This window comes from Shewanella bicestrii (assembly GCF_002216875.1).
In the GTDB taxonomy this organism is placed as follows: Bacteria; Pseudomonadota; Gammaproteobacteria; order Enterobacterales; family Shewanellaceae; genus Shewanella; species Shewanella seohaensis.
Map to the genome: position 1 here is coordinate 1,011,946 of NZ_CP022358.1, position 22,991 is coordinate 1,034,936.

Genomic DNA, 22,991 nt, shown 5'->3' on the forward strand with positions numbered 1-22,991 from the left:
ACAGTGCGGCTTAGGCGGATTGGTTACACCGCGAGCCGCCCTTTAAACCCCATTAGGGCTGTTGTTCCTCGGTAAAATCCGTTAGCGTCACTATGGTTAGCGTTTTTATCTATAGCCGTTAGCGTGAGTAGCATGGGTAACTCAAGGATGATGCGATGAATAAACGTATTGTGATTTGTGCCGACGGAACTTGGAATCGGCCAGAGAAAGACCTTAAGGTGGATTTTCCCACTAATGTGCTGCGTCTGGCGCGGGCCATCAGCCCGATGGCGGCCGATGGAAAACCCCAGCAGGTGTTTTACGACTGGGGCGTTGGCTCCTATTACGATCAAGCCATTGGCGGCGCGACGGGGCGTGGGCTGCACAAAAATATCATGGATGGTTACCGCTATTTAGTGCAGAACTATTCCCCCGGTGATGAGATCTATCTGTTTGGCTTTAGCCGAGGCGCTTACACAGTGCGCTGTTTATGTGGCCTGATCAATAATTGCGGCATCCTCAAGCGTCCCGATGCGAGGCTTATTCAACAAGCCTTTGACCACTATAAAAAAAGCAGCGCGCCCTTTGCCCCAAGCGGCGATAAATCCGTTGAATTTAGACAACAGCACAGCCACGAATCGCGGGAGATTAAGTTTGTCGGCGTGTGGGATACGGTGGGCGCCATGGGGATCCCGATTTCGTTTCTCGGCTTATTCGAAGATAAAGACGAGTTTTACGACACTAAGATTGGCCGTAATGTGCGGGTTGCCCGCCATGCCTTAGCGATAGACGAACATCGCAGCGACTTCGAACCTACGATTTGGCAAGTGCGCGATAATATGGATATGCAGCAGGTCTGGTTTGCCGGCGCCCATAGCAATATTGGCGGCAGCTATCTACCGGATAAGGACGGCTCGCTATTGTCGGATAATGCGCTCGCGTGGATGATGGCCGAGGCTGAGCGATTTAATTTGAGCTTAGAGCCGCACCTAGCGGCGAGTTTGCATCCCAATCCTTTGGCGACTTTACACGACTCGCGCCGCAGTTTTTACCGAATTAAGCAATCCTATTTGCGCCCAATTGATCCTAACGTTGCGCCCGTGTTGCTGCATCGCTCGGTGAAAACCCGCTGGGATCAAGACCCTAAATATCGGCCTAAGAATCTGCAGACCTACCTTGAGCAGTACGGCTGGCCAGAAGAATTCATCGATTAAATATAAGGAATATCATGTTAATGCGACGCTTTATTGCCCTCGGCCTAAGCTTGGCGCTGTTACCCATAGCGGCGATGGCCGAGCCTGCAAAACGTATTATAGCGCTTTCGCCCCATGCGGTTGAAATGCTCTATGCCATTGGCGCGGGGGAGTCGATTGTAGCCGCGACAGATTATGCGGATTATCCCGAAGCGGCGAAAAAAATCCCCAGTATCGGTGGGTATTATGGGATCCAGATTGAGCGGGTATTAGAACTAAATCCCGATCTTATTGTGGTATGGGATACGGGCAATAAGGCCGAGGATATCAATCAACTCAAAAGCTTAGGTTTTAAACTCTATAGCAGTTCCCCCAAGACCCTTGAGGATGTCGCCAAAGAAATTGAGGAGTTAGGAGCGCTCACGGGGCGCACTGAGCAGGCGAGCCAAGTGGCGGCCGATTATCGCAGTGAGCTGCTGCGATTACGCAGTGAGAATGCCGCGAAATCCGAGCCAAAGGTGTTTTATCAGCTGTGGTCAACGCCGTTAATGACGGTCGCGAAAAACAGTTGGATCCAGCAAATCATCGGCGTGTGTCATGGCAAAAATGTTTTTTACGATGCGGCGAGTGATTACCCGCAGGTGAGTTTGGAGAATGTGTTAATGACCTTGCCCGAGGTGATTTTACAGAGCGAAGAGGAAGGCAATGTCAAAGGGGTTGATTGGAGCAAATGGACCGAAATTCCTGCGGTTAAAAACCAGCATATTTATCAATTAAATGCCGATCTATTACACCGGGCAACGCCAAGGGCGCTACTCGGTGTGAAGGCGGTCTGTGATGCTTTGGATAAAGCGCGTTAATCATCCATTGCAGCAGAGAATATTGCAGTAGGAAATGCGCCTGAGGGGATAAAGATGTCGCAACCAATTAATGTCAGTTTAGATGTCAGTAAAGATGCCAATTCAGGTATCTGTGAAAAGGGTTCTCTCGTGCTGCTGTGTGGCAAGATGGGCGCGGGTAAATCGACCTTAGCCAGAACGCTGGCTAAGGGTGAACGCTGCGTGCTCATCAGTGAAGATGAATGGCTAGCGACATTATATCCAAATGAAATTAAAGACTTTGATGCCTATATTCATTACGCCGCTCGCCTAAAGCCGTTGCTGAAGCGCCATATTGAGGCACTGCTGTTGGCTGGGTTAACTGTGGTGATGGATTTTCCGGCGAATACCCTCAATCAAAGGCGTTGGTTACTGGGCTTGAGTCTGGATACGGGGGCGGCTCATCGACTGATTTACCTTAAGCACAGCGATGAGTTATGCCTGAGTCGCCTTGCCCTGCGCCGCCAAGCAGAGCCAGAACGCGCTCAGTTCGATACCGAAGCCGTGTACTGGCATGTGAGTCGCTTCTTTCAAGCGCCCACGGAGGACGAAGGCCTTAATATTGAAATTCTTGAGTCATCAGACTGTTGAGTAATGAACTATGTACCAAGTGATAGAGCAAGTCGCGTCGGTTGAGGATTTTATCCGTTTACGACAGATTTCGGGCTTAAGCCCTCGCCCCTTAGCGGGTGTCGTCAAGGCGCTGCCAAACAGTTTATACGGGGTGCAAATTAACTATGGAACTCAAACCGTGGGGATGGGGCGGGTTGTGGGGGATGGGGCGATTAACTTTGAGATCGTCGATGTCGCGGTAGATCCCGAGCATCAAGGCAAGGGGCTTGGCCGATTGATTATGCAACATATTATGGCCTACCTAGACCGTGAGGCTTTTACGGGGGCTTATATTACCTTAATGGCCGATGTGCCTGAACTCTATGAAAAATTTGGTTTTAAATTCAGTCGTCCCGCCAGCGAAGGCATGTATCTGGTGAAATAGACGCAGGCTTGCATACACAACAAAAACAATAGGATCCGTTAAAGATGAACACCTTACTGATTTGCTTATTTATCGCTATGTTATTGCCGTATTTGGCCAAAGGGCCCGTCGCATGGGCAATGGCCAAAGCGGGCGGTTATGATAATCATCATCCGCGTACTCAACAGGCGCAATTAACTGGATTTGGTGCGCGGGCACTCGCTGGGCATCAAAACGCCTTCGAATCCCTACTGATTTTTGGTTTAGCCGTAGTGACGGTTATCGCCACGGGCAAAGTCACCGCGACTGCTGAGTGGTTAGCGGTTGTGCATATCGCCGCGCGGGTGGCGTATCAGATCTTGTATCTACTGAACAAAGGCACGTTGCGTTCATTGTCTTGGTTTGTAGCGATTTTCAGCGCCTTTGGAGTCTTCTTCCAAGCGTTTTAACGGCCTGATATTGGTTAACAGTGATGTGAGTCTCTCAGACCGAAGGAGTTGAGATGAGAGTAGTGGATACTGAGAATCGAGCCTGGTTTTTGTTTGAGCATGAGGGCGAATTTTATCTGGATGCCAACTGCAGTATGAGTGCATTTGGTTATCACTATTTGATCCAATTAAATGAACAGGAATCTGCGCGCTATCGTGAGATGGGGCGAGCATACTTAACGCAACTCGCCTACGACATTCATTATTCGGTGCCGATTGCTGAAAACAGCCGCTCAATTTATCGAGGCAGAGATCAATCCAGAGAATTTGAACCCTTAACTCGTCGCGCTATCCAGCTATGGCGAGAAAGGCTTCCTCCGACAACTTAAGACTGCGCTATCGCTTAGGCTTGACTTGCTGTGTCAAAAATTACAACTGATGAATTTTTCGTCGATTTTCTGGCGTTAGTTAAGCGGAACATGATTTATTGTCACTTAAAAATCTATGTCAAATAATCGCTCATTTTCAATGGTTAATAGCCAATTTTGACGGCTAGGCACTGACTTTTGCCTAAAATAGCTAAATTGATGTAATTAAAGGTTTTTGTGTTTCTGTATCCTATTGAATAATGGTGGTAATTTGACAATTTTAAGCCATTAAATTGACAGTTTTCTTTATGAAAAACCTCAGTTATATTGCAGTTGTTGATACAATTGTTGAGGTTTAAAAACCATGTTACGTCTAATGACCTATGGCATTGTCGCCTTTGCATCTTGGTTTATTTATCAGGATGTTTCCGACCATTTTGGGATGGAGACCTTTGATAAGGTCTTGGTGGAGAATGTGCAACATAAGGTTGAGGCTCGAAAGGCAAAAGCAGCGGCGGAGCAATACGCACAGCAGCTTAAGCGTCAGGCCGCAGCCGACTGCCAAACGACAAACGCATGCACTCAATAACGGCGATGTATCATCTTTGTTCTTGCTGCGCATAAGTAAGAAGCTGTTCGCCACAGTGTCATAGTAGAGGGGCAAATAATCCTATTTGCCCCTCTTAGGCTTATGAGCCCTAAAACCAACTAAAGCAATCCTATTAGAGCAATTGTTTATTCACTGACTACTTTTGTGTGGCGCGGTAGTGGTCGAAGTTTTCGATATAGTCTTCGAGATTGGCGTCAATCATCTCTTTGTAGCGTTCGATATAGTAATCCATCATTTCCTGTTTTTTGGCCTGCATTTGTTCTTTGGATTCAAAGCTGGTGGAACCAAACCAAGCGTTGTAGCGGGCGACGGCCCACATAAAGGAAGCGCTGACCTCACCGGTTTGGATCTCGGTGTTTTGGTTTTGCTGGTTCGCGAGCTTAATCATCTCGGTGGCACGTTCGTAAAAGGCTTGTTGGTTATCAGACATCAGCAATTCCTATTGTTGGGCAAAATGAAGAGGGGCGTTGAGTGCATCGCCCTTTAATAACCCTAAGGTATTTTGTGGTTGAGGGACAGTCGTGCGCTTCACAGAATCTGTTGATATCACACCAAAAGGCGGCGCCGAAATGAAATATGGGATAGGCGTAACACTTTTCACTGCTTTAGCGAGCGCCTTTGCCGCAGATGCTTGTTGTTACGCCAGTCAGCTTGATATGACCATTTAGCGCGCCTTAGTTAGCGGCAAAGCTCCACATCGCTTGGATAAGGCCATTAGCGACTTCAAAGACCACCATGACTTCAAAGGGCTCCTCGCGGATGCCGCTGATCCGTTCGTGATCGACTACTTTATTGCCGACCACCATACGATTGAGGATCTCGGCGTGCAGATGCGGCAAGTTAAAGCGTTCATTTTGATAGAAATCACTAAAGGCGGCCTTGCCTCGGATCACGGGCTCTGTGGCGGGTGGGCGGTAAATACAAACATCGTCGCTAAAGAGCGCGACAAAGCTTGCAAGATCGTGTTGGTTATAGGCGACTAATTGAGCTTGCACTAAGGCTTCGGCTGTTTGTTCTGCTATCTGGGGGATTTGCTGGCTCAAGCTATCTTCCTTCAAAATAGGGGCTGAATCTGACAAGAGACGTTAGCCGTCAAGGTTTACGAGAAAGGGCTTTCAAACGCAAAATGTCGTTATCTCAGCCTGCTTTCCCGCCATCGCGATTAATGATGAATTTATATTAAATTTTATTATTCCAATAGCTTAAGCTGCGTTTGCCCCCAAGGTGTGGCAAAGGGCATGGCTTCTTGTGGGGTTAAGGTAAACTCCTGCTCACAACCATCGCCACGGGGCATTTCCCAAAACTTAATCCCATTCGCCTCGAGGGTGAGTTGAAAATACCCAGAGCCGTCGGCATTTGGGCATTCAGCATCTGGGACCGCATTAGCAAACAACTTTTCCTTAAGTGCGGGTGGGAGCTGATAACTCATGCTTTCTGGCAAGGTTTGCGAGGGTTTATCGGCAATAAACCACTGCCATGGATGGAAAGGTTTGCCATCGGCGAGGGAGAAGCTAACAAACTCTTGGCTGATCCCATTGGCGCCAAAACCTGCCGCCCAGCGATATAAGCGCACGCTGAGCCAATGCTGATTGAGGAAAATCGGTTCTGCATAGGTTTCATCGGCCACAAAGTGGCCCATTTGCGACAACATTCTGCGGCGAGTATCAAAGGTCTGTGCCAGCTGCTCATCATCGGTGAGCTTTTTCTCAAGCCACTGATTAATGGCGGGAATGCCTTTTTGTGGGCCGTTAAATTCGATACCGACTTCGGTGCCATAGGTCAGCGGACGGTATTCAATGGTTTGAAAAGCTTGCCATTTTCCACGGCTCAGTGAAGGTTTGGTTTCAAGTGGCAGATTGTAGGCATCGGCGCTGCAGTCATCCTGGTTATCGGGGCTGAGTTGGCGCTCAAGCTTTATGGGTAAGGATTTACCCGAATTGTCTTTAAACCAATGGCCGCCGAGTTGCTGCGCCGTAGCGCTATCGAACTGCCAGTTTCCAGTATTGTTTTCTTCTTTCCAAATACCGTTTTGCAGCTCGAGCTGTATTGGGATTAAGTAGCGTTGATAGTAGTAACTGCCACTGCCGTATTGGTTAAAGCAGACTCTAACACTGCTTTTACCCAGCGTGCCCTGCCAAATACCTGAGAGTTCATCGGCGGCAAAAGTGCTGAGTGGCAGCGTAGTGGCAAATAATAGGCTTGAAGATAGCAGCGTTAGTAACTTCCGTGTATTCATGTTTTTTCTCTTAAAAGATAATTGCTTATGACGTTATTTGCTGGTTATAAAAAAGTCGCCCTAAGGCGACTCTTAACGGTGTCGAGCTCGATAAACGGCAGGCTTAGCTAGCCGTTTATCGCGTCAAAAGGCCTGTTTATTCGACCTGCCAATCGATTTGTTCGCCAGCGCGAATTGGCACAACATTGTTGTCGCCAAGTGGGTAACTGACGGGCACATCCCAAGATTTTTTCACTAGGGTGATGGTATCGCTGTTTCGGGGCAGATTGTAAAAATCTGGGCCGTTGAAGCTGGCAAAGGCTTCTAATTTATCCAGCGCATTAACCGATTCAAAGGCTTCGGCGTACAGCTCAATGGCCGCATGGGCAGTATAAGAACCCGCGCAGCCACAGGCGGCTTCTTTACGATCTTTAGCGTGTGGCGCTGAGTCAGTACCGAGGAAGAACTTCTTATTGCCACTGGCCGCGGCGCCTAACAGCGCTTGCTGGTGGGTATTGCGCTTTAAAATCGGCAGGCAATAGAAGTGCGGACGAATACCGCCAGCTAACATATGGTTACGGTTATAGAGCAAGTGGTGCGCGGTGATCGTGGCGGCCACATTGTCAGACGCTTGAGTCACGAAATCGACCGCATCCTTAGTGGTGATATGCTCGAGAACGATTTTAAGCTTAGGGAAATCGGCCACGATCTTGCTGAGGATATTCTCAATAAACACGCGCTCGCGGTCGAAAATATCAATCGATGAATCAGTCACTTCACCATGCACTAGGAACAACATGCCCACTTCCTGCATCGCTTCGAGGGCGGGGTAGATGTTCTTCAAATCGGTGACGCCAGAATCTGAGTTGGTGGTCGCGCCTGCTGGGTAGAGTTTAGCGGCCACGATTTTGCCCGAGGCTTTGGCTTTACGGATTTCTTCTGGGCTGGTTTTGTCGGTGAGGTACAACACCATTAAGGGTTCAAATTGCGAGCCGGCTGGCACTTGCGCCTTGATACGATCGTAATAAGCCAAGGCGGTTTCGGTATCGATAGCGGGAGGAACCAAGTTAGGCATGACGATAGCGCGGCCCATATAGCGGCTGATATCGCGAACCGTGTCTTTTAATTGTGCGCCGTCTCTTAGGTGAATGTGCCAGTCGTCAGGACGAGTAATAGTGAGTGTTGTCATAGGGCGATTCATCTTGTTGAATGTTTCTGCTGCGAGGGTGGCAGGATCTTATGTGGCAAGGATTTAGCTGTAAAGGGAAACTCAGCCATTTCACCAATAAAAGTGTTAACGCATGTTGAGTGTCCGCACTCCGTCTTACTCCTATGTTCATAAACCGCTTTTCAGCGGACACTTTCGCGAAAACCTGCGGACACTTTCTAATAAAGCCCTCGGTGTCCGCGGACACTTTTATCTTAAATGTTGCTTAACATACTGAAAATAAATGTTTTAACGAAATTGGCATAGGCGTTGCTATTACTGAATATCGATTTTTAATAGTGTCCGTAGCGATGGGCCTATCCAGCCCTCCGACAGGGAAGCGAGAAACGCCATGATTAAAGATACCAGCGGCCAAGATAAAGTCCTTGTGCCATCGACCGCCAAACGCCTCAAGTTGCCTCTGATGATTGGCGGCTGCACCTTACTGGTTAGCGCCTTAGTGTGGGCCAGTTTTGGTAGCGATAAAGTCAGCCAGTCCATCAGCCGTAGCGAGCTCACGACCGCAACTTTGTACGTTGGCACGCTCACTCGAGATGTGGCCACCACGGGTAAAATTGTTGCTGCCAATGCGCCAATCCTCTACAGCACCGAAGAAGGCACAGTGACGCTACTGAGCAACCCTGGTGATAGCGTCAGTAAAGGTGATGTGGTCGCAAAGCTGGACAGCCCAAGATTAACCAATCAATTAGAGCAGGCAAAATCGCTATTGGCGGGATTAGAGAGCGCCCTTGAGCGTGCCAAGCTAGATGCCAGACGTAACCAATTACAAGTCAATCAAACCTTAGACATGGCCTCGGTCGATTTGGAAGCGGCCGATCGGGAGAGCCGTCGTGGGGATTTATTGATCCAATCTAAACTGATTAGCCAAATCGACTATGAGAAGGGCAAGGACGATCTGCACAAGGCAAAACTCAAGTTTAAGCATGCGGAGCAGGAAGTGGCCTTAACCAAGGATACCTTAACCTTTGAGGTGAAAAACAAGGCCTTGGAAATGGAGCGTCAGAGTCTGGCGGTCAAAGAGCTTGAGCGTCAGGTCGACGCCTTAAATATCAAGGCGCCGGTGAGTGGCATTATTGGTAACTGGTTGACCGAGCAAAAAACGCGTCTGAGCGCCAATCAGCCCATCCTGACCGTGGTCGATTTAAGTGCCTATGAGGCCGAGTTGGCGGTGCCAGAATCCTACGCCGACGAGTTAGGGCTCGGAATGGAGGTCGAACTGAGCTTCGGTGAAGTCAAACTCATGGGCAAGTTATCCTCGATTTCCCCCGAAGTGCGTAACCGTGAAGTGACCGCCAGAGTGCAGTTTGTCCAGAACGAAAGCTTGAAGCTGCGCCAAAACCAACGGATCTCCGCCCGAGTCTTACTCGAACACAGGGCGAATGTGTTGATGGTTAAACGCGGTGCCTTTATGACCAGCGGTGGCGGCGATGAGGTGTATCAAGTCGAAGGTGATATTGCTACCCGTCGCGAGATTAAGCTTGGCAGCACCAGCATGAGTCAGGTGGAAGTGATCGAAGGCGGTAAAGCGGGTGACGAATGGGTGATCTCCAGTGTTGAGTCCTTCAACCATGCCGAACAGGTCAAAATGCATTGATGACCGATAGTCAAAAATTACTTATTAATCAAATTGATGCAATTAACGCCGCTCTGGCTAAAAAGTCTGCGGCTAAGGTGTACAAGGAGTTCATTATGCGTACTAAAAACGTCGATCTTGGTCTGCTGATGTCGTCCAAATTGTTTGGCGTGCTGGCCTTGGCCCTACTGGTCGTGGCGGTTGAGCTGGGCATAGGTGAGGCCAATAGCTGGTTTTTCCTAGGTTTAAATATTTTGGAATGGACGAATCCCCTAGAAGAGGCGCGCCAAGTGGGTGATGTCTCGATGGAAAGTGTGAGCTTTATATTCGCCTGTCTCAATGGGTTGTTCGATGCCTTGAGTGGGGTGGTGATGGGTCGTTTTGTGGGGTAATGGCTTTGTGTTAGCCGTTACCGCTTAAAGATAAAGAAAATACTGGCGCGTTTTATAAGCCGTTTGCGCGCAAAGATAAAAATTAATCAAGGAAATTAAAATGTTATCAATGAAGAATATCAGCAAGGTTTTTAAAACGGACTTAGTGGAAACCCACGCGCTGCGGGATTTCAACCTTGAGGTGAATGAGGGCGAGTTTGTGGCTGTAACTGGCCCTTCGGGATCAGGCAAAACCACCTTCTTAAATATCGCAGGCTTGCTCGAAGGCTTCACCCATGGGGATTATTTTTTAGATGGGATTAATGTCTCTAACCTTAGTGATAACAAGAGTGCCGCCGTACGCAACGAGAAGATTGGCTTTATCTTCCAAGGCTTTAACTTGATCCCCGATCTTAACCTCGCGGAAAACATTGAAGTGCCGCTGCGCTACCGTGGTTTCAGTGCCAAGGAGCGTAAACGCCGTGTGGAGCAAGCGCTAGAGCAAGTGGGCTTAGGTGCGCGGATGAAGCATTTACCGACCCAACTATCCGGCGGTCAGCAGCAAAGGGTGGCGATTGCCCGCGCTTTAGCGGGGGAACCCCGTTTTCTGCTCGCCGACGAACCTACGGGTAACCTCGACAGTTTAATGGCCCGCCAAGTGATGGAATTATTAGAGAATATTAACCAATCTGGCACCACGATCATCATGGTGACCCACGATCCTGAACTGGCCCGCCGTGCCCAGCGCAATATTCAAATTGTCGATGGTCAGGTCTGTGACTTTACCATGTATCAACCCAATGCGGCCCGCAGTGCAAGCCACGGCAGTGTCGATAAACTGGTTGCTAACGCCCAAGGCTAGGAGCGGTTATGTTCTTCTATTACTTAGATTTAGCTTGGCGTAGCATCAAAAAAACGCCCATGTTGTCGGCATTGATGATCATGGCGATTTCCATCGGCATTGGCATCACTATCACTACACTCAATATCTATAAAATGATGTCGATTAACCCAGCGGGGGAGAAGTCTGGCCAATTGTTTGCGGTGCAGCTGTGGAGCCAAGGGCCAGATGCCTGGGATCGCTTCGATCAACAGATCACCTATCAAGACGGGATGAACTTACTTAAGAGTGATATTCCGAGCCTGCAAACCCCCATGTTTCGCACGGGCGGTGCGGTGCAAACCGAAGATCCCGCTTTTTTACCCGTGCTGCAATCTCGGGTTAGGGTAACCAATAACGACTTTTTCCCACTGTTTGGCCTCGAGTTTCAATACGGTCAGGCGTGGGATGACAGTGTCGATAAAGATGCTCGCTACGAAGTGGTGTTGACCGATGAGCTGAATAAGACGCTGTTTGCGGGCCAAAATAGTGTCGGCAAGACGATTTATTTTAATGCTAAGCCCTACCAAGTCGTTGGCGTGCTTAAGCCTTGGGCACCGAGTCCAAACTATTACGATCTTAACAACGGCGCCTTTGGCAATGTGGATACCTTGTTTGTGCCCTACAGCTTAGCGCCGATTGAGGAATATGGCAGTTGGGGGAATACCAACGGCTGGAACTATGAAAGCATCAACAACTATGCACAACGTTTAACCTCAGAAAAGCATTGGACGCAATATTGGGTGCAACTCGATACGCCTGATCAAGTGGCTGAGTACCGCCAGTGGGTACGCCAATATATTGAACAACAAAAGAAATTAGGCCGCTTTAGCTCACCTAAGGCCGATGTGCAGTTGTCCGATGTTGACCAATGGTTAGCCATCAATAAAGTGGTGCCTGAAGATAACAAGGTGCTGGTGGGCCTGAGCGCACTCTTCTTAATTGTCTGTTTAGTCAATATGTTAGGTTTATTGCTGTCTAAGTTTTTACGCCGTGCTCCCGAGATCGGTGTGCGCCGCGCCATCGGCGCCAGCCAAGGGCAGATCTTTGCCCAACATATGGTGGAAGTGTCCTTGATGGGATTATTCGGCGGTTTACTCGGTTTAGCTTGGGCCTGGGGCTCACTGATGCTGCTGACGAAGAAGTTTCAGTTGGAGGCGTCTTTAACTCACCTCGATACTAGCATGTGGTTGATAGCACCTTTGATCGCGATTTTGGCGGCTGTGGTGGCTGGCATCTACCCCGCGTGGCGTGTGTGTACGACTAACCCTAGTGTTTATCTTAAGAGCCAATAATCGGGGGCAATATGTTACATATCAAACCTATTCTCAGCAGTTTATTACGCAGTAAAAGTGGCCCCTTGTTGCTGTTATTACAGATCATTTTATCTGTGGCTATCGTCGCGAATGCCAGCTTTATCATCGCCGAGCGCCTGAATTTAATGGCGCGGGATTCGGGGATTGTTGAAAGCGAAGTCTTCGATTTCAGTATTTATCATTTTGATAAATCAACGGATTTAGTCGCGCAAGATAAACGAGACTTAGAGATCATCCGTGCGATCCCGGGCGTTATCGATGTGGCGCCCACCTCTATGGCCCCCCTGAGCGGTGGCGGTTGGTCGAGTAACTTTACGCTGGGGCCGGAGGAGCGCGCTAAATCCACGCCCAATACGGGCATGTACATGAGTGATGAGCATTTCATCAACTCCCTAGGACTGAAGTTAGTCGAAGGACGTAACTTCTATCCCCAGGAGATCACCACAGAGTTGTTGGAAGATGGTGGCAAGATGATCGTCACTAAAGCCTTTGCCGATAAGGTGTGGCCGAATGAGACTGCACTCGGCAAGAGCGTATATATGGGCACGCAGCACTTTGTGGTGATTGGGGTGTTGGAGCGCTTACAAACGGCGTGGGTAGATAACAAAAACCTAGAGTTTAGCTCAGTGTTGTCGGTGAATTATCCCGCTGACTATAAACGCTATTTAGTGAGAGCTAAGTCGAGCGATATGGCCCGCCTCAAGGAAGTCATTCCCGAGCTGCTGCATAAGGAATATCCGAGCCGCGTGGTCGAAGGTTTTACAACCATGGGAGAGCGCCGTATCGAGGCGTACCGTGACCATGAATTAATGGCAACCGTACTGACCATGATGGTGGTGTTACTGCTGCTGATCACATCCCTTGGGGTGACAGGCATGGTGATGTTTAATATCCAGCGCCGCACTAAGCAAATTGGCACTCGCCGCGCGTTAGGGGCGAAAAAACGGGATATTATCAGCTACTTCCTCGTAGAGAACTATCTGCTTTGCTTGCTCGGCGGTGGTATTGGTGTGCTGTTAGCGATTCAGCTCGGTCAGCAATTGATGAGTCTCTATAGCCTGCCGATGCTGGAGATAATCTATCCATTGCTGACTGTGGCGGGGCTGTTTGCGGTAACCACCCTTGCGGTGTACTTGCCAGCTCGCAAGGCCGCTAAGATTTCTCCTGCGACAGCCACCCGCAGTGTTTAAATAGGATGAAGGGCATTAAGTGCAATAACATTAGGATGTTATTGCACTTTTTGTTACTTTAAGGTTAATAGTTTTACTCTGGACGCACATGCTCACATGGACACTATTCTGATTGTCGACGATAACCATGCCATCTGTCAGGCCTTAGGCTTAATGCTGGAGATCAATGGTTATCAGGTGTTGACTTGTCATACGCCCGAAGATGCCCTTAGCCTAATGGCAACCCAAGATGTTGATTTGGTTATCCAAGATATGAACTTCACCCGCGATACCACCTCGGGTGAAGAAGGGCGGCAGTTGTTTTATGCCCTGCGTGAGCGTCAGCAAGATCTGCCGATCATCCTGATGACGGCGTGGACCCAGCTCGAAACCGCGGTCGAGTTAGTTAAAGCGGGCGCCGCCGATTATATGGGTAAACCGTGGGATGATGCTAAGTTACTCAACAGTATTACGAATTTAATTGCGTTACATAAACTTGCCCGTGCAAACCAGCAGCTCGAGCGAGTGAATTCCCAGCGTCAGGTGGCGATCGCCGATGCGGATCTCTGCGGAATCGTGTTTGGCAGTGGCGCCATGCAGCGCTGTATCGACTTAGCCTTGCAACTGGCACGCTCCGATGTGTCTGTGTTGATCACCGGCCCCAATGGTGCGGGAAAAGATAAGCTTGCCGATATTATTCACGCCAATTCCCCCTTAAAAAACAAACCTTTTATCAAGGTGAATGTGGGCGCCTTGCCGATGGAGTTGCTCGAAGCCGAACTCTTTGGTGCCGAGGCGGGGGCTTTTACCGGTGCCAATAAGGCGCGCATTGGCCGCTTTGAGGCGGCCGATGGTGGCACGCTGTTTTTGGACGAAATTGGCAATTTACCTCTGTCGGGCCAAGTGAAATTGCTGCGGGTATTACAAACCGGGGAGTTTGAGCGCTTAGGCAGCCATAAAACCTTAAAGGTGAAGGTGAGGGTGATCAGTGCGACTAACGCCGATCTGGCCCAAGATATTGCCGAGGGGCGTTTCCGTGAGGACTTATTCTATCGTTTGAATGTGATTGAATTGGCCTTACCGCCGCTGAATCAACGCATTGACGATATCTTGCCCTTAGTGAAGCATTTTGTCGGCGAAGGTTTTAGCCTGAGTAAACCAGCGCAGCAAGCCCTATTGCAGCACCGCTGGCCGGGCAATGTGCGCGAGCTGGAAAACGCCTGCAAACGAGCGGCGCTGTTGGCCAAAAGCCGAGTGTTAACCGAAGTCGATTTTGGTTTACCGCCCGCGCATGCCCATCATCAAACTAGCCATCAAACGAATCATCATGCTAGCCATATGAGTGTCGCGCCCCTTGGGCAGACTCGACCCTTAGTCTCGCCATCAGAGATGCAATCTCTGGCGAATCCGCCGATTGAGCAGGAGAGCAATGAGGCGACGGATGTGAGCCGTGAGCAGATTGAAATGGCCTTAAGGCAACACAAGGGCGTGATTGCGCGCGTGGCGAAATCCTTAGGGCTGAGTCGCCAAGCCTTGTATCGCCGTATGGACAAATTTGGCTTAGAGAAGTAACGATTGGCAGCATGATGGGTGGCGACTAGGCGGGAATTAACGTGCTACTGCGAACAAAATTAATCATTTATTCAACAGTTTGTTGTGCTTTGGGGGGGGTACTCACCCTAGGCGCCATGAGTTATCGCTCGTCAGTTTCCTCTCTCGTGGAGGATACTCCGCACACCTTGCCCGATATTACCGTGCCCGAGCTGGATTTGGCGCAGCTCGAAGATGCGGTGGCCGCAATCGAATCGACGATTAAGGATACTGAGCAATTTCAAAAGGCACTCTCATTGCAGGAGCGCTTGAAGACAGAGCAAATCAAACACGAGCTGCAAAAGTTAGAGCAACTAAAACAAGAGCAAGTGCAGATTAAGCTCTATAAACTCGATCGTTTGAAGGATGGGCTTTTTAGCCCCGCCCCCCATCCTATTGAGGCGCCACCAATGGTTGCGCCGGTTGAACCTGTGCTCCCCGCCGAATTTAGCCTGTCGGAACAGACTCAGTCGATGCCGGCAGTATTTGATATGCTGCTGATATTGCTGCTGGCCTGTGGTAGCTGCGCGCTTGGGGTTGCTTGGTTTACTCGCCATTTAGCTCGCAGTCTCAATGCCTTAGAGGTTGGTTTGCTCAACTTTAACGACAATGACTTTAGCGTGAGCATTCCGGCAAATGGGGAGGGACAGCTGAAAGCATTGGCGGAATTATTCAATGATTCGGCGGCTAAGCTGCGCCAAGAGCGGCAATATATTTACCAGCGGGAACTGCTGCTGGATAAGGTGATTCAAAGTTCTCCGAATGTGATGCTGCTGTTTAACGATCACCAAAAACTCATGTATGCCAACGATGCGGCGCGGCATCTTTTTCATATCAAAGGCAAGATGGAAGGCTTGAGCCTCGACGAGCTGCTTCAAGACTTACCCGAAGCGCTTGCCTTGGCCCTTAAGCAAGAAAAGAGCGGTCTGTTTACCATGGGTGAGGATGATACTGAGACTTGGTATCTGAGCCGTGGCCAGTTTTTACTGAATAACCAACAGCATAATTTAATTTTGCTCAAGCAGATGACCCGAGAACTCAATCGTCAGGAAGTGGCGGTATGGAAGAAGGTGATCCGCATTATCAGCCATGAGTTGAATAACTCTGTCGCGCCCATCGCCTCCATGGTGAACTCGGGGCGTTTACTCACGAAAGATCTCGATAATCCCAAGCTTAAGCTGATATTCGACACCATAGAGAGTCGAACGAATCACTTGAGCCAGTTTATTTTCAATTATGCGCGCTTTGCTAAACTGCCTTTACCGCAGCGACGTGATGTGCCGTGGCAGCAGCTTATCGAACATTTAACCCAACATTATCCTTTTACCTTAGCCAATGAGTTACCCGCTGAGATGGGCTATTTCGACCAAGGGCAAATGGAGCAGGTCCTGCTGAATTTACTGAAAAATGCCCATGAATCAGGTTCCAATCCCGATGAAGTCACGCTCTCGATTCGCCACCAAACCATGGTGGATGGGGCGGGCTTTAGTATCAAAATCGAGGATCGCGGCAGCGGTATGTCCGAGGAAGTGTTAGAGCAAGCCCTATTGCCCTTTTACTCGACTAAACAATCGGGCACGGGTTTAGGTCTGCCACTTTGCCGTGAAATTATCGAAGCCCACGATGGCAGCATTAGCATGCATAATCGCAGCGACGGCGGCCTATCGGTACATTTGTGGCTGCCGCAATAAACCGCGTTTAAGTGTGTATCAAGAGGTTTCACTCCTCAGCCGAATGTATTACCCAAATGGGCTATTTTGCGGTTTTTACCTTAGCTTTTCGGGCTAATTTGCCTCTCCCTCTAATGACGAAAGATCGGCTGTCCTGTTACCCTGCGTAAGCGAAAATGTTGACTAAGGGCTTGTCCTTGGTTCGGCTTTGGATATCGCGCAATGGGTGGCTTTCATCAACAGGGAGAGGAAAATGAGATCGTTAAAAAAGCGGTTGTTCGTCTGCATCTTGTGTCCCTTGCTGTTTGTCAGTTCCCCCAGTGTTTTGGCCGATGATGACATTGAAATCAGTGGATTAGTCATAGACAGAACCTTAACCCGCTTTGGTAAGGATTTTGGCTTTTACTATTCAAGTTATTGGCGCGAATTGCCCTTTACCCAAGGCTTTAACGTGACCCTGTATGAAACCGTGTTTCCGCAGGCGGGCACGGTTTTAACCTTGGAGGTCAACGGTACGCGCATCTATACCACGCACTTTGGTCGCCGCGCCAATCCGATTAAGGAAAGCGCAGAGCAGGCCATATTGCTGACCATTGATTACTTAGCTCAGGTTCGAGCCAATGCCATTACGGGTGATTTTTCAGGAAAAACGGACGACTTTTAGGATAATAATAATGACTTACAGGACGTTACTCTCTCTTGCCGTGCTCTGCATGGCATGCACAAGCCAAGCAACCGAATTAATCTATACCCCTGTGAATCCCAGCTTTGGCGGTAATCCGCTCAATGGCGCCTTTCTGCTGAATAAAGCGCAGGCTCAAAACGATAACAAAGCCAGCTCGACCGAGAAGGACTTTGTTACCCGCTTTAAGGAATCCTTAGAACGCAACATCATCAACTCTATCACCCGTGGCGTGGCCGATGGGGAAATCACCGATGGCGTGTACGATACCGGTGATTTTCGTATTGAAGTGGCTTCCACTGGCACAGGGGTGATGCTGACCATCACTAATATCGAAACCGGTGAAGTGACAGTGATTGAAATGCCAACCTTCGGAGGCGGAAACTAATGACTCGTTTCATCTTTATCGCCCTGATGCTGCTGAGTATGTCAGCCTGTAGTTTGATCCCAAAGCCTGACTTAAATATCACGCCCGCACAGGTGAATCCCGTGAGTGAGGTGATGAAGGGATTACAGAGTCAGCCTGGGCCTAAGTTTCCTATCCCTGTGGCCGTGTATTCATTTCGCGACCAAACGGGCCAGTATAAGCCTCAGGCAAACGTGAGTTCCTTCTCCACGGCGGTCACGCAAGGGGCAACTTCTATGTTGATGCAAACCTTGCTCGACTCGAAATGGTTTACCCCCGTCGAGCGTGAGGGCCTGCAAAATTTACTGACCGAGCGCAAAATCAGCAACAAACAAAATGGCACTAAGGGCGATGATATTCCGGTGTTATCGACGGCGAGATTGCTATTAGAAGGTGGCATTATCAGCTACGAGACCAACACCAGCACCGGCGGCACAGGGGTGGAATACTATGGCATCGGCGCCTCGGAAATGTACCGTGAGGATTTAGTCACTATCTATCTGCGCGCGGTCGATGTGCACACGGGGAAAGTGATGATGTCTGTATCTACGAGTAAAAGGGTACTTTCGCAGGAAATGCGTGCAGGCCTGTTCCGCTATACCAGTTTGAATCGTTTGGCCGAGGCGGAAGTCGGTTTTACCACTAACGAACCCGTGCAGTTTTGCGTGCTGCAGGCCATCGAACTCGCGGTCGCCGAGTTGATTGATAAGGGCATTAAGCAAGGTTATTGGAGTCAGGCTCAGGTGACACAACCCGCAGAAAGACAGCAGGAGTTGAGCCAAGGTTAATTCCCATTGCGATAACAAGCACCGAGCCAGCGACATGTCTGGCTCGGTTTTTTTATGGTTAATCGGACTGTAACGCCTTCCAAAACAGCGCAAAGCTGGCATCGCGGTAATGCTTATCTTTGCCTAATTCTGGATTATCGATAAAAAAGCGCGTGGCGGCCAAGTATTGGCCGTGACAGTTTTCAAGCATCAAATCAACGGGATAGTGAGCAATCAACCCCATCAGTTGTCCCTGTTTTATCAATTGCGCGATAAACCCTAGGATGCTGTTCATCGCCTGCTCGCGAATATGCACTGCTATCTGCGGCGACATAGAATACTGCTGGAAAAACAATTGTTTGACTGGGTTTTCAATCGACCAATCGATCGCACTCTGCCAAAGCGTTTCGGCATTATGTTTAAGATCTTGCCCCTCACCGACCTTTAACAACAAGGCATCGGCAAATTCTTGCTTGATGGTAAGAAACAGGCTTTCCATCAATGCTTCCTTGGTCGGAAAATGATGGAACAGAGTGCCCGTGGCGACGCCCGCCTGCTTGGCTATCGATGCGGTCGAGGTGCCATGAAATCCTTGGTCGACAAATAAGCGTAAGGCGGTTTCCAAAATGGCCTGACGTTTATCTGTCATGGGTTTAGTGTCTGTATCTGTTGGTAATAAGCTCGGCATAACCCCTCCTAAGCGCTCCGATTAGCGTAAAAACAGCTTCATCAACATGCGTTGGATAAAAGTACCATAGGGAGGGTGGACAAATTTACCCGTGTTGAAGCGACCACGGCTGAGCACGGTTTTAGCGTGGCTAAAGGTGAGGAATCCTTCCTTGCCGTGGTAATGGCCCATTCCCGATGGACCTATACCGCCAAAGGGGGCATCATCGGCCGCCACATGGAACACGGTTTCGTTGATGCACACACCGCCGGAATGGGTTTGCTTGAGGATTTTTTGTTGGCTCGCTTCATCAAAGCTCATCACATACAGGGCTAAGGGGCGGGCGCGATGGTTCACGTAGCTAATGGCCTCATCTAGGCTGTCATAACCAATCACTGGCAGCAGTGGGCCGAAGATTTCCTCTTGCATGAGTAGCATATCTTCAGTGGTGTCGGTAATGAGCTGAGTAGCGAGTTTACGATGCTGGCTATCAATCACGTCATTCGAGGCGGGGATCACCTTAGCCCCTTTAGCCTTGGCATCCTCAAGCACGGTTTGCAGGCGCTCAAACTGGCGGGCGTTAATGATGCTGCCGTAATCTTTGTTGTGGGTAATGGCGCCATACATGGCCTGGAATTTCGTCTGATAGGCTTGGATAAACTCTGCCACTTTCGCCTTAGGACAAAGCACATAGTCAGGTGCTACACAGATTTGTCCAGCATTCAAACACTTACCATAAATCATTCGTTCTACTGCTATCTCAAGTGGCATATCGGGGGCGATAATCACTGGCGACTTACCGCCCAGCTCGAGAGTCACTGGCGTGAGATTATTGGCGGCGGCGCGCATCACATGGCGACCGACTGTGGTTGAGCCTGTGAACAGCAAATGATCGAAGGGCAGGGCTGAAAACTGCGCCGCGACATCGGCTTCCCCTTCGACCACGGCAACATGGGATTCTTCAAACACTTCGGCAAGCAATTGCTTAATGACGCTATTGGTTGCCGGGGTAAATTCCGAGAGTTTGAGCATAGCATGGTTGCCAGCGGCGATGGCCGTGACTAAGGGACCGATGGAGAGCATGACGGGAAAGTTCCACGGCACGATTATCCCAATAACCCCAAGCGGTTGATAATGCACTTTCACTTGGGCGGGGGCGAGTAAGATACCCGCATGACGGCGGCTTGGCTTGAGCCATTTCTTCAGGTTTTTCAGGCTGTAATTGATGTTATTGACCACGGGCATAATGTCGGAAATCAAGCTGTCGTCGACCGATCTGTGGCCATAGTCCTGTGACAGCGCCTCGACGAGCGGCTGTTGGAATTTCAGCAAGGCGGCTTTAAGGCGGATTAAGCGTTCTTTACGGATAGCGTAATCGGGATTAGGTGCGGCCAAGTAACTTGCACGTTGGCGTTGGAGTAACTCGGTGAGTGGCGAGATTTTTGCTGGGTCTGTTGCCATATTCATAGTGATTCCTCGGATGCAAGTCTTGAGCTGATGACGTTATTTGTGGCGTATAAAAATAAACCGACTGATTAGTCGGTTCATCCTAGCGAACAGCGTGAGCATACGCAAGTGTTCTGGTGCATTTATGAGCAAGATCACGGCCTGTTATGGGCTTAACTTCTACACTTAAAAGGTAGTTTGTTAGACAAGGAGTGGGTATGACTTTGTTAAAGCATGGTATTTCAGTTGGCATTGAGCGTTATGGTGACGATGATTTTTTTGTTGCCTTTAAAGCGATTGGCACCTTAACCCATCATGACTATGAGGTGATGGTGCCCGTGCTCGAAGCCGCGTTAGCTGGGGTAAAAGATCCCGATATTTATGCCTTAGTCGATGTTACTGAGCTCGATGGTTGGGAACTTCAAGCCGCTTGGGACGATCTAAAACTAGGGGTTAAGCATGTTCGCCACTTTGAGCGGATTGCCATAGTTGGTAAAACGACGCTACAGGAGGTGATGGCAAAACTGGCAAACTGGTTTACTCCGGCAGAGGTTAAGTTTTTTGTCGATAAGCTGGATGCTATTACTTGGCTCAAAGATGAGCTTCACGATGACTAGCCATTAAGGAGAACAGATTATGCGTTCAGGTCAAATACTCTGGCCCACCGATTTTTCGGAAACTGCGGCCCATGCGCTACGTTATGCTATTGAAATGGCAAATCTATACCATGTAGGGCTAAAGATTTTACACGTTGTTGAGCAACCCTTGGGTGACGAAAACTATATGATCTTAGCGATCACGCCAGAAGAGCTCGCTAAGAGTATGGAAGAAGCCGCCGCAACTAAGATGCAGGCTTTACTCGAGGGCCTTAAAACCGAATTACCTATCACGACTTTAATTCGCCGTGGCGATCCCGTCGATCAGATCCTCGAAGAGGCGAATGGCAAAGACGTGGGCATGGTGGTGATTGCCAGCCATGGCAGGACGGGGATCTCGCACTTTTTACATACCAATGTCGCCGAGGCCGTTGCCAATGGCGCCGCTTGCCCCGTACTGGTAGTAAAATAGCGTTTAATTCTGGCATAAGAGGGTGCTAAGGCGCCCTTTGTTTTTGATTGCTAAAGCATAATTAATTTTACGCCCTAGCTGCTTGTGCCGATTTACTGCTATAAAATACAGATTATCAGCAATGCGATTTGCCCCCAATATTGGGCGAAACAACAATCAGCGATGGATAAGATTATGCGTACTCAAGAAGTGTTATGCCCGACGGACTTTTCGGCGACTGCCGCCCATGCTCTTAAATATGCGGTTGAAATGGCGAATCTTTATCAGGTGGATATCCGCTTGTTACATGTCGTTAGCCCCGCACGAAGCGCCCATTTTTACGGTGTAGCAGTGGAGACTCCTGCGGCATTGGAGCAAAAGCTGGCGGAATTTGTCGAGCAAAAAATGCAGAGCCTACAGCAGGAGATGCAGCAGGGATTAAAACCTGGCCTGAATATCAAATGCATTGTTCGCCACGGCGATGCGAGCGAAGAAATCCTCGCTGAAGCCGCCGATGTAGGTATGGTGGTTCTCGCTAGTCACGGTAGCAGCGGCTTGGCTGATTTTTTAAAACCCCATGTGAGCCAAGATGTGGTGAGACTGGCAAAATGCCCAGTATTAGTGGTTAAGTAAAAACTAGAGCGGATCATGCTTTAACACTGTGTGTTCGAGCAGGGTATTTGAGGCCTCAGCATCGTTGTCGAGGGAAACTAGATGTTGATATTTTTCCTGTAGCGCGTTGAATGTCCCATCCTCGGTGATCTGCTTCAATCCCAGATTAAAGTCATTACGAATGCGTTCATTTAAGAAGGCAAATTTATATTCCGTTGGTGGGAAAATGCGATTGCAAATAGCCACTTGCTTGATTTCCGCCTCGGTCAGTTTTCCCTCGATAAATGCCTGCTTGAGATAGTATTTAAAAATATTCTTATCCATTACCACCACATCGGCCCTGTGTTTCATCAACATATAGACCTGTTGTATTTGCCTTGCCTGTTCTTGGTAGCCGCTGTTGGCTTTTGCCATCAGGCTAAATTCCTCGCCAAGCAACACTGAGGCCCGTTGGAAGGCGACTACCTTTTTATTGGCGAGGTCTTGAACACTGTTGATAGCGAACTTATGTTCATCGAGGCTGATGGCACAGTTTTGAAAACTGATGACGATATCGGAGTAGAATGCATGATCCACCATGCCTTCTTTGATGTTGATTATGCCGTCGAGTTTCCTTTTTCGGAGTTCATGGAAAGTACGCGCCAAGGGGAAATAATGAATACTGACACTGTGCCCCTTAACGGCGAGGGCTTTGTAGAGTAATTCAAGCTCTAAACCGCTATTGGTCTCTCGAATCACATAGGGAGGGATTGACACACTGACCCCTATTTTTAGCTCATCAGCTTTGCTTGTTAGGGGATGAAATAGGGCAATTAGCCCCATTAGCGGGTAGCGAAGATGGCAAAATTTAGCATAAGCCGAAGCAAGATTAACCTGTCTCATCACTTATCAATACCTCTTAGTGAGTCACAAACCAGTTT

At 49.1% G+C, this 22,991-nt stretch carries 27 protein-coding genes; 20 read left to right on the plus strand and 7 right to left on the minus strand.

Features of this window, described 5'->3' with window-relative positions; all coding sequences use genetic code 11:
* Positions 1 to 155 precede the first annotated feature (155 nt).
* The 7 genes from CF168_RS04390 (at position 156) to CF168_RS04420 (ending at position 4,411) form a co-directional block, all read left to right on the plus strand.
* On the plus strand, positions 156 to 1,193 hold the full coding sequence (locus CF168_RS04390) for a DUF2235 domain-containing protein (protein WP_011627061.1): 1,038 nt from the start codon (positions 156 to 158) through the stop codon (positions 1,191 to 1,193).
* Positions 1,194 to 1,207: 14 nt separating this feature from the next.
* Positions 1,208 to 2,032, plus strand: coding sequence for a cobalamin-binding protein (locus tag CF168_RS04395; RefSeq protein ID WP_089067107.1), 825 nt, complete (start codon positions 1,208 to 1,210; stop codon positions 2,030 to 2,032).
* A gap of 54 nt (positions 2,033 to 2,086) precedes the next feature.
* Complete coding sequence (locus CF168_RS04400) at positions 2,087 to 2,641, plus strand: AAA family ATPase (RefSeq protein WP_240520059.1); 555 nt, start codon at positions 2,087 to 2,089, stop codon at positions 2,639 to 2,641.
* Between the two features lie 10 nt (positions 2,642 to 2,651).
* Entirely contained in the window at positions 2,652 to 3,047 is a 396-nt protein-coding gene (locus CF168_RS04405) for a GNAT family N-acetyltransferase (protein WP_089067108.1), read from the plus strand.
* 44 nt (positions 3,048 to 3,091) lie between these two features.
* On the plus strand, positions 3,092 to 3,475 hold the full coding sequence (locus CF168_RS04410) for an MAPEG family protein (protein ID WP_089067109.1): 384 nt from the start codon (positions 3,092 to 3,094) through the stop codon (positions 3,473 to 3,475).
* A gap of 53 nt (positions 3,476 to 3,528) precedes the next feature.
* Complete coding sequence (locus CF168_RS04415) at positions 3,529 to 3,843, plus strand: hypothetical protein (RefSeq protein WP_089067110.1); 315 nt, start codon at positions 3,529 to 3,531, stop codon at positions 3,841 to 3,843.
* 343 nt (positions 3,844 to 4,186) lie between these two features.
* On the plus strand, positions 4,187 to 4,411 hold the full coding sequence (locus CF168_RS04420) for a hypothetical protein (protein WP_011621646.1): 225 nt from the start codon (positions 4,187 to 4,189) through the stop codon (positions 4,409 to 4,411).
* 157 nt (positions 4,412 to 4,568) lie between these two features.
* Here the strand turns inward: CF168_RS04420 and CF168_RS04425 are convergent, their stop codons facing one another.
* The 4 genes from CF168_RS04425 to pyrC all read right to left on the minus strand — a co-directional run bounded on the left by CF168_RS04425 (position 4,569) and on the right by pyrC (position 7,836).
* Positions 4,569 to 4,862: a DUF3144 domain-containing protein gene (locus CF168_RS04425; protein WP_011621652.1), complete on the minus strand. Its 294-nt coding sequence runs from the start codon at positions 4,860 to 4,862 to the stop codon at positions 4,569 to 4,571.
* Between the two features lie 244 nt (positions 4,863 to 5,106).
* Positions 5,107 to 5,463 (minus strand): nuclear transport factor 2 family protein, encoded by a 357-nt coding sequence (locus CF168_RS04430; RefSeq protein ID WP_011621653.1) that lies wholly within the window; start codon positions 5,461 to 5,463, stop codon positions 5,107 to 5,109.
* A gap of 158 nt (positions 5,464 to 5,621) precedes the next feature.
* Positions 5,622 to 6,668, minus strand: a complete 1,047-nt coding sequence (locus CF168_RS04435; protein WP_089067111.1) for a hypothetical protein — start codon at positions 6,666 to 6,668, stop codon at positions 5,622 to 5,624.
* A 136-nt stretch (positions 6,669 to 6,804) separates the two neighbouring features.
* On the minus strand, positions 6,805 to 7,836 hold the full coding sequence (gene pyrC, locus CF168_RS04440; RefSeq protein ID WP_023269013.1) for a dihydroorotase: 1,032 nt from the start codon (positions 7,834 to 7,836) through the stop codon (positions 6,805 to 6,807).
* A 370-nt stretch (positions 7,837 to 8,206) separates the two neighbouring features.
* Between pyrC and CF168_RS04445 the strand changes: the two genes are divergently transcribed.
* From CF168_RS04445 to CF168_RS04490, 10 genes are all read left to right on the plus strand, one after another.
* Positions 8,207 to 9,469, plus strand: coding sequence for an efflux RND transporter periplasmic adaptor subunit (locus tag CF168_RS04445; RefSeq protein ID WP_089067112.1), 1,263 nt, complete (start codon positions 8,207 to 8,209; stop codon positions 9,467 to 9,469).
* A 95-nt stretch (positions 9,470 to 9,564) separates the two neighbouring features.
* Positions 9,565 to 9,840, plus strand: a complete 276-nt coding sequence (locus tag CF168_RS04450) for a hypothetical protein (RefSeq protein ID WP_089068897.1) — start codon at positions 9,565 to 9,567, stop codon at positions 9,838 to 9,840.
* Between the two features lie 100 nt (positions 9,841 to 9,940).
* Entirely contained in the window at positions 9,941 to 10,681 is a 741-nt protein-coding gene (locus CF168_RS04455; protein ID WP_011621658.1) for an ABC transporter ATP-binding protein, read from the plus strand.
* Positions 10,682 to 10,689: 8 nt separating this feature from the next.
* On the plus strand, positions 10,690 to 11,994 hold the full coding sequence (locus tag CF168_RS04460) for an ABC transporter permease (protein ID WP_089067113.1): 1,305 nt from the start codon (positions 10,690 to 10,692) through the stop codon (positions 11,992 to 11,994).
* An 11-nt stretch (positions 11,995 to 12,005) separates the two neighbouring features.
* Positions 12,006 to 13,205: an ABC transporter permease gene (locus tag CF168_RS04465; protein ID WP_011621660.1), complete on the plus strand. Its 1,200-nt coding sequence runs from the start codon at positions 12,006 to 12,008 to the stop codon at positions 13,203 to 13,205.
* Positions 13,206 to 13,301: 96 nt separating this feature from the next.
* Complete coding sequence (locus tag CF168_RS04470) at positions 13,302 to 14,756, plus strand: sigma-54-dependent transcriptional regulator (protein WP_089067114.1); 1,455 nt, start codon at positions 13,302 to 13,304, stop codon at positions 14,754 to 14,756.
* A gap of 41 nt (positions 14,757 to 14,797) precedes the next feature.
* Entirely contained in the window at positions 14,798 to 16,465 is a 1,668-nt protein-coding gene (locus CF168_RS04475) for a sensor histidine kinase (protein ID WP_089067115.1), read from the plus strand.
* 232 nt (positions 16,466 to 16,697) lie between these two features.
* On the plus strand, positions 16,698 to 17,108 hold the full coding sequence (locus CF168_RS04480; protein WP_089067116.1) for a curli production assembly/transport protein CsgE: 411 nt from the start codon (positions 16,698 to 16,700) through the stop codon (positions 17,106 to 17,108).
* 10 nt (positions 17,109 to 17,118) lie between these two features.
* Positions 17,119 to 17,514, plus strand: a complete 396-nt coding sequence (locus CF168_RS04485; protein WP_088210325.1) for a curli assembly protein CsgF — start codon at positions 17,119 to 17,121, stop codon at positions 17,512 to 17,514.
* Positions 17,514 to 18,320, plus strand: coding sequence for a CsgG/HfaB family protein (locus CF168_RS04490; RefSeq protein ID WP_088210326.1), 807 nt, complete (start codon positions 17,514 to 17,516; stop codon positions 18,318 to 18,320). The genes CF168_RS04485 and CF168_RS04490 overlap by 1 nt, the downstream gene beginning before the upstream one ends.
* 58 nt (positions 18,321 to 18,378) lie before the next feature.
* On the opposite strand, the gene CF168_RS04495 is transcribed toward CF168_RS04490, so the two are convergent.
* Together CF168_RS04495 and CF168_RS04500 are read right to left on the minus strand one after the other, a co-directional pair.
* Positions 18,379 to 18,987, minus strand: a complete 609-nt coding sequence (locus tag CF168_RS04495; protein WP_089067117.1) for a TetR/AcrR family transcriptional regulator — start codon at positions 18,985 to 18,987, stop codon at positions 18,379 to 18,381.
* A gap of 21 nt (positions 18,988 to 19,008) precedes the next feature.
* On the minus strand, positions 19,009 to 20,433 hold the full coding sequence (locus CF168_RS04500; RefSeq protein ID WP_089067118.1) for a coniferyl aldehyde dehydrogenase: 1,425 nt from the start codon (positions 20,431 to 20,433) through the stop codon (positions 19,009 to 19,011).
* 197 nt (positions 20,434 to 20,630) lie between these two features.
* Here CF168_RS04500 and CF168_RS04505 point away from each other — a divergent pair, with 197 nt between their 5' ends.
* From CF168_RS04505 to CF168_RS04515, 3 genes are all read left to right on the plus strand, one after another.
* Positions 20,631 to 21,029: an STAS/SEC14 domain-containing protein gene (locus tag CF168_RS04505; protein ID WP_089067119.1), complete on the plus strand. Its 399-nt coding sequence runs from the start codon at positions 20,631 to 20,633 to the stop codon at positions 21,027 to 21,029.
* A gap of 19 nt (positions 21,030 to 21,048) precedes the next feature.
* On the plus strand, positions 21,049 to 21,480 hold the full coding sequence (locus tag CF168_RS04510) for a universal stress protein (protein WP_011621669.1): 432 nt from the start codon (positions 21,049 to 21,051) through the stop codon (positions 21,478 to 21,480).
* Positions 21,481 to 21,654: 174 nt separating this feature from the next.
* Positions 21,655 to 22,092 (plus strand): universal stress protein, encoded by a 438-nt coding sequence (locus CF168_RS04515; RefSeq protein ID WP_089067120.1) that lies wholly within the window; start codon positions 21,655 to 21,657, stop codon positions 22,090 to 22,092.
* A gap of 3 nt (positions 22,093 to 22,095) precedes the next feature.
* On the opposite strand, the gene CF168_RS04520 is transcribed toward CF168_RS04515, so the two are convergent.
* A complete protein-coding gene (locus tag CF168_RS04520; protein WP_089067121.1) occupies positions 22,096 to 22,953 on the minus strand; it encodes a substrate-binding periplasmic protein in 858 nt (285 codons plus the stop codon).
* Positions 22,954 to 22,991: the final 38 nt, after the last annotated feature.